Origin of the sequence: Kitasatospora sp. NPDC057542, from assembly GCF_042801945.1 — a bacterium.
Classification (GTDB): domain Bacteria; phylum Actinomycetota; class Actinomycetes; order Streptomycetales; family Streptomycetaceae; genus Kitasatospora.
Genome location: NZ_JBHVFE010000281.1, coordinates 1 through 11,751, shown reverse-complemented (window position 1 = coordinate 11,751; position 11,751 = coordinate 1). Strand labels below are relative to the sequence as shown.

General features: G+C 72.8%; 8 protein-coding genes. 7 read left to right on the top strand and 1 reads right to left on the bottom strand.

Annotated features, from left to right (window positions below; all coding sequences use genetic code 11):
- A partial coding sequence (locus ACFU7Y_RS28930; protein WP_380770148.1) for an NUDIX domain-containing protein occupies positions 1 to 527 on the bottom strand: 527 nt, incomplete at its 3' end.
- A gap of 172 nt (positions 528 to 699) precedes the next feature.
- Between ACFU7Y_RS28930 and mmuM the strand changes: the two genes are divergently transcribed.
- The 7 genes from mmuM (at position 700) to ACFU7Y_RS28895 (ending at position 11,687) form a co-directional block, all read left to right on the top strand.
- Complete coding sequence (gene mmuM / locus ACFU7Y_RS28925) at positions 700 to 1,644, top strand: homocysteine S-methyltransferase (RefSeq protein WP_380770147.1); 945 nt, start codon at positions 700 to 702, stop codon at positions 1,642 to 1,644.
- Between the two features lie 145 nt (positions 1,645 to 1,789).
- A complete protein-coding gene (locus tag ACFU7Y_RS28920; RefSeq protein WP_224283248.1) occupies positions 1,790 to 2,554 on the top strand; it encodes an IclR family transcriptional regulator in 765 nt (254 codons plus the stop codon).
- A gap of 325 nt (positions 2,555 to 2,879) precedes the next feature.
- Positions 2,880 to 3,599, top strand: a complete 720-nt coding sequence (locus tag ACFU7Y_RS28915) for an MIP/aquaporin family protein (RefSeq protein WP_224283249.1) — start codon at positions 2,880 to 2,882, stop codon at positions 3,597 to 3,599.
- 98 nt (positions 3,600 to 3,697) lie between these two features.
- Positions 3,698 to 5,218 (top strand): glycerol kinase GlpK, encoded by a 1,521-nt coding sequence (glpK, locus tag ACFU7Y_RS28910; RefSeq protein WP_224283250.1) that lies wholly within the window; start codon positions 3,698 to 3,700, stop codon positions 5,216 to 5,218.
- Positions 5,219 to 5,392: 174 nt separating this feature from the next.
- A complete protein-coding gene (locus ACFU7Y_RS28905; protein ID WP_224283251.1) occupies positions 5,393 to 6,985 on the top strand; it encodes a glycerol-3-phosphate dehydrogenase/oxidase in 1,593 nt (530 codons plus the stop codon).
- A gap of 233 nt (positions 6,986 to 7,218) precedes the next feature.
- On the top strand, positions 7,219 to 11,235 hold the full coding sequence (locus ACFU7Y_RS28900; protein ID WP_380770146.1) for a DNRLRE domain-containing protein: 4,017 nt from the start codon (positions 7,219 to 7,221) through the stop codon (positions 11,233 to 11,235).
- Positions 11,235 to 11,687 carry a hypothetical protein gene (locus tag ACFU7Y_RS28895; RefSeq protein ID WP_380770145.1) on the top strand — a complete coding sequence of 151 codons (453 nt, stop codon included), beginning with the start codon at positions 11,235 to 11,237 and terminating at the stop codon, positions 11,685 to 11,687. The genes ACFU7Y_RS28900 and ACFU7Y_RS28895 overlap by 1 nt, the downstream gene beginning before the upstream one ends.
- The last annotated feature ends 64 nt before the right edge of the window (positions 11,688 to 11,751 follow it).

Sequence of the window (11,751 nt, the reverse complement as noted above, 5' to 3'; positions counted from 1 at the left end):
ACGCCACCCCCGTGGGTGTCGGCGGGCGCACCGGCGGCTCGGGACCGGCCGCAGGGCCGGAGGTCCAGGTCGGAGACGGGGTGCCAGGCGGCGGCCGCGGCGTCCGTGCCGGCCTGGGGGTCGGGCAGGTCTGGGGCGAAGGCGAGGTAGGCGACGGAGACGACGTGCATCCGCGGGTCCCGCTCGGGGGCGCCATAGGTGCCGAGCTGTTCGAGGTGGAGGCGGCAGAGCCTGACCTCGGCCTCGGAAGCGCTCCGCAGGCCCGTCTCCTCGGCGAGCTCGCGGGCGGCCGCCTCGTCCAGGTCTTCCTCGCCGGCCCGCAGGAAGCCGCCGGGCAGCGCCCAGCAGCCCTGGTAGGGCGGGGCACCGCGCTCGACGAGCAGGACGTGCAGGCTGTCGTGGCGCAAGGTCAGGGCGACCACGTCCACGGTGACGGCGATCGGGGCGTAGGCGCGCGGGTCGTACGCGGCGAGCCACTCCTGCTCGGCCTCGGGCCCGGTGGGTGGCGGTTGGTCGTCCGCTGCCATCGCCGGGCTCCTTTCCGTGCTCACCGGCGCCAGGTGGCCTGCTCACCGGCGCTGTTCTTCTCGGGATGAGCACAACGTAGCGATCGGATTCCCCTGCGGCAAATGGTTTTCCCGCTCGGCGGGGTCACCCACCTCTAGGCTGTGACCAGGAACTCTGCCAGAGGAGGCCGACATGCCCACTGCTCCCCCGCCGGGCTTCGCCGCCGCGCTGGCCGCCGGTCCGCTGGTGCTCGACGGCGGGATGTCGAACCAGTTGGCGGCGGCCGGGCACGACCTGTCGGACGAACTGTGGTCGGCGCGGCTGCTGGCGGACGACCCGCAGGCGGTGGTGGCCGCGCACCGGGCGTACTTCGCGGCGGGCGCGGACGTCGCGATAACCGCGAGCTACCAGGCGAGCTTCGAGGGCTTCGCGCGCCGAGGGGTCGGCCGGGCACAGGCCGCGCGGCTGCTGGCGAGCAGCGTGGAGCTGGCCCGGGAGGCGGCGCGGTCGGAGCCGGGCGGGCGACGGCGCTGGGTGGCGGCCTCGGTGGGCCCGTACGGAGCGGTGCTGGCGGACGGTTCGGAGTACCGGGGCCGGTACGGGCTGAGCGTCGCGGAGCTGGCGGACTTCCACCGGCCGCGGCTGGAGGTGCTGGCGGCGGCCAGGCCGGACGTGCTGGCGCTGGAGACGGTGCCGGACGCGGACGAGGCGCGGGCGCTGCTGGGGCTGGTGCGCGGACTGGGGGTCCCGGCCTGGCTGTCGTACAGCATCGAGGGTGACCGGACCAGGGCCGGGCAGCCGCTGGCGGAGGCCTTCGCGCCGGCCGCCGATGTGGACGAGGTGGTCGCGGTGGGCGTCAACTGCTGTACGCCGCAGGACGCGGACCGGGCGGTGGCAGTGGCCGCCGAGGTGACCGGGAAGCCGGTGGTGGTCTACCCGAACAGCGGGGAGAGCTGGGACGCCGCCCGCCGGGGCTGGTGCGGCGAGCCGACCTTCCGCTCGGCGCGGGTGGGCGGCTGGCTCGCGGACGGGGCGCGGCTGGTGGGCGGCTGCTGCCGGGTCGGGACGGACGGGATCGCGGCGCTGGCGGCGGAGGTGGCGGTGCTGCGGGCGCAGCGGGCGGGGGCGGTGGGCTGAGGCGGCGGGGCGCGGCCTGCGGTTCGGGCCGCACGTGGACGGGGTTACCCGGGGGGAAGGTGCACGGAGTCGGGGCGGCCTGGCAGACTCGTCCCGTCATCACTGCGGTCGACAATGTCGACCACCTGTCAGCGCGGAGGTACCCATGCCCGGCCCGATCCAGTCGCTTTCCCGGGCCGCCGCGATCATGCGCCTGCTGGCCGGCGGCGAGCGCCGGCTCGGCCTGTCCGAGGTCGCGACGGCACTGGACCTGGCCAAGGGCACCGCGCACGGCATCCTGCGCACGCTGCAGCAGGAGGGGTTCGTCGAGCAGGACCCGGAGAGCGGCAAGTACCAGCTGGGCGCCGAACTGCTGCGGCTGGGGCAGAGCTACCTGGACGTGCACGAGCTGCGGGCGCGGGCGCTGGTGTGGGCGGACGACCTGGCCCGGGCGGCCGGAGAGACGGTCTACCTGGGGGTGCTGCACCAGCAGGGCGTGCTGATCGTGCACCACGTGTTCCGGCCGGACGACACCCGGCAGGTGCTGGAGGTGGGCTCGATGCAGCCGCTGCACAGCACCGCGCTGGGCAAGGTGCTGGTGGCCTACGACCCGGTCGCACGCGGGGAGTTGGGCGACGGGCCGTACGAGTCGTACACCATGCGGACGCTGACCGGGGCGGCCGACGTGGACGCCGAGTGCGCGCTGATCCGGGAGCGCGGCTGGGCGGACTCGATCGAGGAGACCTGGGAGGGCGTGGCCTCGATCGGCGCGCTGATCCAGGACCGGCGGCGCAACCCGGTCGGCGCGGTGTGCATCAGCGGGGCGGTCGAGCGGGTCTGCGAGGACGGCTTCGTGAAGCCCGCGCTGGTGGCCTCGGTGCGCAGCGCGGCGCGGGCGATCTCCCGCGACCTGGGCGCCGGGCGGTTCTGAAGTACATCCGGGGACGGCTCGCGGCGGGCCGTCGATTCGTCACGCTGAGGCGCGGACGGGCGAGAGGCCTGTCCGCGCCTCTGGCGTTTTGTCCTGTTTCGGGGCGCTCCGCTCGGTAACGTCGACGGACCGGTCGAGGCGAGGGTCACAGCTCCGTAACCCCGCCTTGACGCGGGGGCGACCTGGGGAGGAAGCTTCCGCATGACGGTCGACATTGTCGAACGATGGCCGGAGAGATCGCTCCCACAGTGCGCTCACCCGCACAGCGATCGACCGGCCGCCTGCCCCCACCTACCCTCCGGGCCATATGGACAAGGGAGTCTTTGTGTCCGCGTTCTCCAACGGCGACGTCTTCGTCGGCGAAACCCTCGGCACCGCCGCCCTGATACTCCTCGGCGGCGGCGTCTGCGCCGCCGTGACCCTCAAGAAGTCGAAGGCCGTCAACGCCGGCTGGCTGGCGATCACCTTCGGCTGGGGATTCGCGGTCCTCATCGCCGCCTACATGTCGGCTCCGAAGTCCGGTGCCCACCTCAACCCCGCTGTCACGATCGCGCTCGCGGTCAAGAGCGGCGAGTGGAGCCAGGTGCCGCTCTACCTCGGCTCCCAGCTGCTCGGCGCGATCATCGGCGCCGTGCTGGTCTGGGCCACCTACCTGGGCCAGTTCAGCGCGAACGAGGAACCCACCCTCGGCATCTTCTCGACCGGCCCCGAGATCCGGAACCCGATCCAGAACGTGATCACCGAGGTCATCGGCACCTTCGTGCTCTGCTTCGCGATCCTCACCATCGGCACCAACTCCGGCCTCTCCCAGTCCGGCACCGGCACCCTGATGGTCGCCTTCACCGTCGTCGGCATCGGCCTCTCGCTGGGCGGCCCGACCGGCTACGCGATCAACCCGGCCCGTGACCTCGGCCCGCGCATCGCGCACACCCTGCTGCCGATCCCGAACAAGGGCGGCTCCGACTGGTCGTACGCCTGGATCCCGGTCGTCGGCCCGATCCTGGGCGGCCTGGCGGCCGGCGGCGTCTACAACGCCATCTTCTAGAGGACGGGTTCGACCCCGCCACACACGGGGACTGACCGAACGAACGTGTCAGGCCCACCCACCCCGTATCCCCCGAACCCGAGCCGAGGACCCTCCCCATGACCACCACCGGTAACTACATCGCCGCGATCGACCAGGGCACCACCTCCAGCCGCTGCATCATCTTCGGCGCCGACGGCCGGATCGTCTCCGTCGACCAGCAGGAGCACCGGCAGATCTTCCCCCAGCCCGGCTACGTCGAGCACGACGCCGCCGAGATCTGGACCCGGGTGCAGTCGGTCGTCCGCGGCGCGCTGGAGAAGGCCGGCCTGACCAAGGACGACATCCGCGCGATCGGCATCACCAACCAGCGCGAGACCACCGTCCTGTGGGACAAGAACACCGGCGAGCCGGTACACAACGCGCTGGTGTGGCAGGACACCCGCACCGAGGCGCTCTGCCGCGAGCTGGGCCGCAACGTCGGCCAGGACCGCTTCCGCCGCGAGACCGGCCTCCCGCTGGCCAGCTACTTCGCCGGCCCGAAGATCCGCTGGCTGCTGGACAACGTCGAGGGCCTGCGCGAGCGCGCCGAGGCCGGCGACATCCTGTTCGGCACCATGGACACCTGGGTGATCTGGAACCTCACCGGCGGTGTCAACGGCGGCAAGCACGTCACGGACGTCACCAACGCCAGCCGCACCATGCTGATGAACCTGCAGACCCTGCAGTGGGACCAGAAGATCGCCGACTCGATGGACGTCCCGATGGCCGTCCTGCCGGAGATCCGCTCCTCCGCCGAGGTGTACGGCGAGGCCGTCGGCGACCTGGCCGGCGTTCCCGTCGCCTCCGCGCTCGGCGACCAGCAGGCCGCGCTGTTCGGCCAGACCTGCTTCGACGAGGGCGAGGCCAAGTCCACCTACGGCACCGGCACCTTCCTGCTGCTGAACACCGGCGAGAAGATCGTCAACTCGTACCACGGCCTGCTGACCACCGTCGGCTACCGGATCGGCGACCAGGCCCCGGTGTACGCCCTGGAGGGCTCGATCGCCGTCACCGGCTCGCTCGTCCAGTGGCTGCGCGACCAGCTCGGCATCATCTCCACCGCCGCCGAGATCGAGACCCTCGCCAACACCGTCGAGGACAACGGCGGCGCCTACTTCGTCCCGGCCTTCTCCGGCCTGTTCGCCCCGTACTGGCGCTCCGACGCCCGCGGTGTGATCGCCGGTCTGACCCGCTACGTCACCAAGGGCCACCTGGCCCGGGCCGTCCTGGAGGCCACCGCCTGGCAGACCCGCGAGGTCGTCGACGCCATGCAGAAGGACTCCGGGGTCGAGCTCACCGCCCTCAAGGTCGACGGCGGCATGACCAGCAACAACCTGCTCATGCAGAACATCGCCGACGTCCTGGACGCCCCGGTCGAGCGCCCGTACGTGGCCGAGACCACCGCCCTCGGCGCCGCCTACGCGGCCGGTCTCGCCGTCGGCTTCTGGAGCGACCTCGACACCCTGCGGGCCAACTGGCACCGCGCCGCCGAGTGGACCCCGCGCATGGACGAGGCCACCCGGGAGCGTGAGTACAAGAAGTGGCTCAAGGCCGTGGAGCGCACCATGGACTGGGTGGAGGAGGAAGAGAACAACTGATCGACGAGCCGGTCGGGGCCCCGCACCCCGGCCGGCCACCCGCCGTTCCGGCAGCGGGTGTCACCGAGTTTCACCGGCCCGCCGCACCGGGCCGACCGGCCTCTCCCGCAGGGGCCGCACCGCACACGAGAGGAGTAACGGCGCCGCCCGACCCGCGCGCCGTACACAACCACCATGGCAACCATCCCGACCCTGGGCGCCGAGCGCACCGCCGGCCACACCGCCTCCCGCGCCGAGACCCGCGAGCTGCTCGGCAAGGCCACCTACGACCTGCTGGTGATCGGGGGCGGCATCCTCGGCACGGCCGTCGCCTGGACCGCCTCCCAGGCCGGCCTGAAGGTCGCCATGGTCGACGCCGGCGACTTCGCCGGCGCCACCTCCAGTGCCTCCTCCAAGCTCGTCCACGGCGGTCTGCGCTACCTGCAGACCGGTGCGGTCAAGCTGGTCGCGGAGAACCACAAGGAGCGCCGCGCGCTCTCCACCGACGTGGCCCCGCACCTGGTCAACCCGCTGACCTTCTTCGTGCCGGTCTACAAGGGCGGCCCGCACGGCGCCGCCAAGCTCGGCGCCGGCGTCTTCCTGTACTCGGCGCTGTCCGCCTTCCGCGACGGCATGGGCCGGGTCTCCACCGCCGCGCACGCCGCCCAGCAGGTGCCCGCGCTGCGCACCGAGGGCCTACGCTCGGTGGCCGTCTACGGCGACCACCAGATGAACGACTCGCGCGTCGCCGTGATGACCGTGCGCGCCGCGGTCGACGCCGGCGCCGTGGTGCTCAACCACGCCGAGGTCACCGGGCTGCGCTTCACCGGCGGCCGGGTCACCGGTGCCGAGGTCCGCGACCGCCTGGACGGCAGCGAGTTCGGCATCGACGCCCGCCTGGTGCTGAACGCCACCGGCCCGTGGGTGGACCACCTGCGCAAGATGGAGGACTCCGGCGCCGCGCCGTCGATCCGCCTCTCCAAGGGCGCGCACGTGGTCGTCAAGCGCCGTTCGCCGTGGCGCGCCGCGCTGACCATCCCGATCGACAAGTACCGCGTCTCCTTCGCCATCCCGTGGGAGGACCACGTCCTGCTCGGCACCACCGACGAGGAGTACACCGGCGACCCGAAGGACGTCCGGGCCACCGAGGCGGACATCGACCAGATCATGGGCGAGGCCGCGCACGCGATCCGCGACGAGCACCTCGACCGCGACCTGATCACCTACTCCTTCGCCGGCCTGCGAGTGCTGCCGGGCGGCCCGGGCGACACGGCCGCCGCCAAGCGCGAGACCGTCGTCACCGAGGGCCGCGGCGGCATGCTGTCGGTCTCCGGCGGCAAGTGGACCACCTACCGGCACATCGGCCGCACCGTGCTGGAGAAGCTGGCCCACGTGCCCGGCACCAGCCTCGGCGAGGACATGTCCCCGATCGCCCCGACCGTCCCGCTGCCGGGCGTCGGCGCGCCGAACGCGGTGGCGCACCGCCTGCTGATCGACCGTGAGCCGGGCTCGCGGATGGAGCCGCTGGTGGCCAAGCACCTGGCCAGCCACTACGGCACCCTGTCCTTCGAGATCGCCCGCATGATCGACGAGAACCCGGAGCTCGGCCGGCCGATCCACGAGGACGGTCCGGACGTCTGGGCGCAGGTCGCGTACGCGGCGGACAACGAGTGGGCGTACACCACGGACGACGTGCTGCGCCGCCGCACCACGATGACGGTGCGCGGGCTGGACACCCCGGAGATCCGGGCCGAGGTCGAGGCCTTCCTCGCGAAGCGCGCCAAGTAGGCGCGGCTCGGCGCCGTACGGTCCGAGGACGTTCGCAGGGCGGGCACTCCGGGGTTTCCCGGGGCGCCCGCCCTTTCGCACTCGTGCGTGCACAACGCGTCACGATCCCATCAACTTCCTAAGGAAATATTCAGAATCTGGACAGATTTGCCCTGATTTATCATGATCATCTTCCCTGATGATCTTGCTTATGCTCCGGACCTCTTCGACCAAGAGTGAGCCAAGGAGCTCCCATGCACGTTCCAAAGCGGGCCCTCGTCGGCCCGCTGTCCCTCGCGGTGGCACTGTCGCTGTCGCTGGCCGGCGGAGCGCCGGTCGCGTTCGCGGCCAAGCCCCACCCCAAGCCCTCCCCCGGAAAGCCGCCGACGGCGGCCGCCGTCGACCCGACCGGCAGCATCGCCGCCGCCCGGGTTGCCGCGCGCACCACCGGCCGGCGCGTCGAGGCGGTGTCCGAGCGCAGCGAGGTGTCCACCACCTGGGTCAACCCGGACGGCACGCTCACCACCGAACTCGCCGCCGGGCCGGTCCGCTTCCTGCGCGACGGCACGTGGACCGATGTCGACCTGACGCTCAAGCAGGCGCCCGACGGCTCGGTGGCCCCCGCCGCACACCCGCACGCGATGAAGCTGGCCGGCCCCGGCGGCAAACGGCCCCGCACCCTCGCCGAGTCGCAGGCCGCCACCGCGCCCGCCCGCACCCTGGTGTCGCTCGGCTCCGGCGACGACGAACTGGCACTGGAGTGGAAGGGCGGCCTGCCCGCGCCCGAGCTGGACGGCCCGCGCGCCGTCTACCGGGACGCGATCGGCGACGGCGCCGGGGACCTCGTCGTCGAGGCCAACCGGAACGGTTTCGAGCAGTTCGTCACGCTCAAGCAGCGCCCGGCGAGCGGGAGCTACTCGTACACCATGCCGTTCCGGGCCAAGGGCCTGAAGGCCGTGGCGCAGCCGGACGGCGGCGTGCTGTTCACCGACCGGAAGAACGGGCAGAAGCGCGCCGTGCTGCCCGCGCCGGTGATGTGGGACGCCACCACCGCAACCGGGTCGAGCGAGCACCCCCGGCAGGCCAAGGTCGACCTCAAGGTCGTCCAGCACGGTGACGACGTCGACCTGGTCTTCACCCCCGACGCCGCCTTCCTGGCCGACCCGGCCACCGCCTACCCGGTGACCGTCGACCCGTCCACCAGCGGGCTCGGCAACGCCCTCGACACCCGGGTCCAGAAGGGCGAGACGGTCGACTGGTCGGCCGATGTCGAGCTGTACTGGGGCAACCCCGGCACCAAGAACGCCGACGGCAGCTCGCGCGAGGCCCGTTCGCTGATCAACTGGAACACCTCCTCGATCGCGGACGCGCTGGTCCAGAGCGCCACGCTGTCGCTGTACAACATCCACTCCGGCAACACCGACTGCCTTCCCTACACCTGGGAGGTGTGGGACACCGGGCTCGCCTCCACCGCCTCGCGCTGGACCAACCAGCCGGCCTGGAACGCCAAGAAGGCCGGTTCCACCGAGACCAAGGGCCGCGACAACTGCGGCGGCGACGGCTGGATCACCGCCAACGTCACCGACCTCGTCCAGGGCTGGGCCTCGGCGAAGAACCAGGTCTCCGGGATGGGCCTGCGGGCGCCCGACGAGGTCAACACCAAGTACTGGAAGGAGGTGAGCTCCGCCAACGCCGCCACCAACGTGCCCAAGCTGACGGTCAACTACAACTACCGTCCGCGCACCGGCACCAAGCAGGAGGCCGGTCCGCCGTTCCTCCAGGACGGCACCGGCACCTGGCGGGTGGACACCACCACCCCGGTGCTCCGGGACACCTTCATCGACCCCGACGGCGACAAGGTGACCGGCACCTTCCAGCTGGTCGACGCCATCTCCGGCGCCCAGGTCGGCAGCGTCAACGTCTCCGGCTACGTACCCAGCGGCACCCCCGCCGAGGTCACCGTGCCGGCGGGCCTGCTCCAGTACGGCCACACCTACCGGTTCCGCAGCTCGCCCTACGACGGCCTGCACTACAACCTGGGCTGGTCCGCCTGGGCCACCTTCAGCGTCAGCCCGCTGCCGGACGTCCCGAGCCAGCTGCAGACCGGCGCCCAGCAGACCCTCACGCCGGTGCTCTCCGCCCTGGTCACCAACCCCAACCAGGGCCGGATCCGGACCGAGTTCGCGCTCAAGGGCCGAACCGGCCAGCCGCTGCCGACCTCCATCGCCCCGGTGTGGGCGGAGAGCGGCACCCGGGCCTCCGTCCAGCTGCCGGACGGCGCGGTGACCGACAGCGGGGACTACACCTGGGCCGTGCGCGCCTGCGCCGCGGTCGGCTGCTCCGCGTGGACCGCCGACCAGCCGCTGGCCGTCCGCGTCCAGGCCCCGCCGGTCCAGCCCGCGCCGACCACCGTGGTCCTCACCGGCGCCGCCCTCGCGGACGCCTCGGCGGCCACGGCCGGCGGCGGCTGCGACACCGGCGCGTGCCCGGCCGCCGACCCGGCCGAGCTGCGGATCGGCACCACGCCCGACGGCAGCAGCTGGACCAGCTGGCTCAAGCCCGACCTGTCGGCCGTCCCGGCCGGCTCCCGGGTGATCGGCGGCAAGCTCGAACTGACCCGCTCGGACTGCGCGGCCGGTACCGCCGGCTGCGACGAGACCGCCGTGGACGTCTTCCAGCTCGGCAGCGCCTGGGCTCCCGGCCAGGGCGGTGCGGCACTGACCGCAGCCGCCGGCGCGGAGAGCTACGCCTCCGCCGCCAAGCTGTCGGAGACCGACCTGGCCGCACTGGTCGGCTCGTGGATCGAGAAGGGCGAGGCCTACGGCCTGGCGCTGCGCCCGCCGGCCGGCTGGACCGGTGCGGCCCGCTACTCCTCGGCCACCGCCGCCGACCCGGCGCGGCGGCCGAAGCTGACCCTCGACTACCTGGCACCGACCGCACCGGGCGCGGCCGAGCTGGTGGCCGCCGTCGGTGGCGACGCCGGTCTGGTCGTCACCTGGAACGCCCCGGCCGACCGCGGTTCGGTCGGCGACGTCGGCTACACCGTCCGGGTCGAGACCTCGGCCGGCGCCCCGGTCCAGGAGGTCACCACCGGCGACCTGCGGGCCGTGTTCACCGGCCTCGACAACGCCCTCTCGTACCGCGCGGTGGTCACCGCCCGCAACAGCTACGGCACCGCCGCCCCGGTCGCCTCGGCCGTGGTCCAGGGCACGCCGACGGCCGGCGGCCCGAACCAGTACCGCGGCTACGTGCAGGAGTACCTGGACGCCCGCAACAAGATCAAGATGAAGGCCGGGTTCACCGCGCCGGACGCCGCCGCCGAGGCCGCGCACGGCACCGTCTTCGTCGACCTGCTGGCCACCCAGGAGGCCTCGCTGGTCGCCAACCGCGAGGCGCTGGCGACCCAGAGCCAGCTGTACACGGCCGCCGCGGTCAGCCTGACCGACGTGGTGGTCGACCAGCAGACGGCCGGCAAGGTCGTCGTGCGGGCCACCGTCAAGGACTCGGTGATGATCCGGTCGGGCGGTGTGGACTCGCCGAGCGAGAGCGCCGGCCCGAAGCGGTTCGAGTTCGCCGTCGGCACCGCCGCGGTGATGGTCTCCGAGGCCGACGACCTCGCGGCCCAGCAGAAGCTGTCCTCCTCCGCGGCCGCCCAGGCCCAGGTCGACGTGGCAGACGCCGCACAGCCCGACCCGGCGGACGCCCAGAAGGCCGTCCCGCTGGACGCCAACGGCTTCCCGGTCCAACCGGCTCAGCCGGCCGCCGGCGCCGTCCAGGCCGGGTACAACTACAACGGCACCGCCGACTGGGCCCGCCGCAACGTCAACATCGGCTGGGACTTCCCCCAGGACTGCACCAACTTCGTCTCCAAGGCCCTCTACTACGGTGGCGGCATGCGCACCCGGTACGGCTTCAAGACCTGGGACAGTGCCTGGTGGACCAACGACTACTGGCTGTTCGGCTGGCACAAGAACCGCAGCTACACCTGGGCCGGCGCGGCCAACCTGCACCGGCACCTGCTGAACTACCGGTACTCGACCTGGCTGCGCTGGACCTCCGAGGCGCGCCCCGGCGACGTGGTGTTCTTCAAGTGGCGCAACGAGTCGCGGATCAACCACGCCGCGATCGTGGTGAGCTGGGGCGCCCGGATGGAGCTGCGCCAGCACGGCCGGCAGGGTGTCACCACCCTGAACGAGGTGCTGTCGTACTACCGGCAGAAGGGCGACCCGATCGAGTGGTTCGTCGTCGTCCGCCCGCTCGGGACCAACTGATGGCGGCGGGGCGGCCGGTGGCGGCCGCACTGGCGGCCGTGCTCTCGGCCGCCCTCCTGGCCGGATGTTCGAGCGGCGCGGAGGACGCCCGGCTGCAGCACGCGGCCGACTACTCCGCCCATCCGCACCTGAAGGTCACCGGCTGCCCCGTGCCGGAGACGCTGGGCCTGGTCCAGCAGGTGGTGTGGCGGCTGGCCGACGGCTCCGCGGACCGGTTGGTGAAGCTGGCCGCCGCGGAGGGCCCGGCCGACGCACGCCGGGCGGCGGCCGAGGAGTGGGTCCGCGCCTACGGGCCGGGCGCCGCCGGGGAGGTCACCGCCGACTTCGGTGACGATCCGGCGAACCGGCAGACCGTACGGCTCACCTTCCACGGCACCGGCCAGGTGAAGGAGCTGACACTCCGCATGGACGGCCCGGACGGCGGGGGCGGCTGGCGGGTCCTGCTGACCTGATCCCGCCGGGGCCGGCCGTGGGCCCGGATGCGAGGGACGAACGGGCGGGCGCTCCGTGGAGGAG

Coding starts and splice junctions, on each gene's coding strand:
- mmuM (WP_380770147.1), top strand. CDS start 700: ATGCCCACTGCTCCCCCGCCGGGCTTCGCCGCCGCGCTGGCCGCCGGT.
- ACFU7Y_RS28920 (WP_224283248.1), top strand. CDS start 1,790: ATGCCCGGCCCGATCCAGTCGCTTTCCCGGGCCGCCGCGATCATGCGC.
- glpK (WP_224283250.1), top strand. CDS start 3,698: ATGACCACCACCGGTAACTACATCGCCGCGATCGACCAGGGCACCACC.
- ACFU7Y_RS28905 (WP_224283251.1), top strand. CDS start 5,393: ATGGCAACCATCCCGACCCTGGGCGCCGAGCGCACCGCCGGCCACACC.
- ACFU7Y_RS28900 (WP_380770146.1), top strand. CDS start 7,219: ATGCACGTTCCAAAGCGGGCCCTCGTCGGCCCGCTGTCCCTCGCGGTG.
- ACFU7Y_RS28895 (WP_380770145.1), top strand. CDS start 11,235: ATGGCGGCGGGGCGGCCGGTGGCGGCCGCACTGGCGGCCGTGCTCTCG.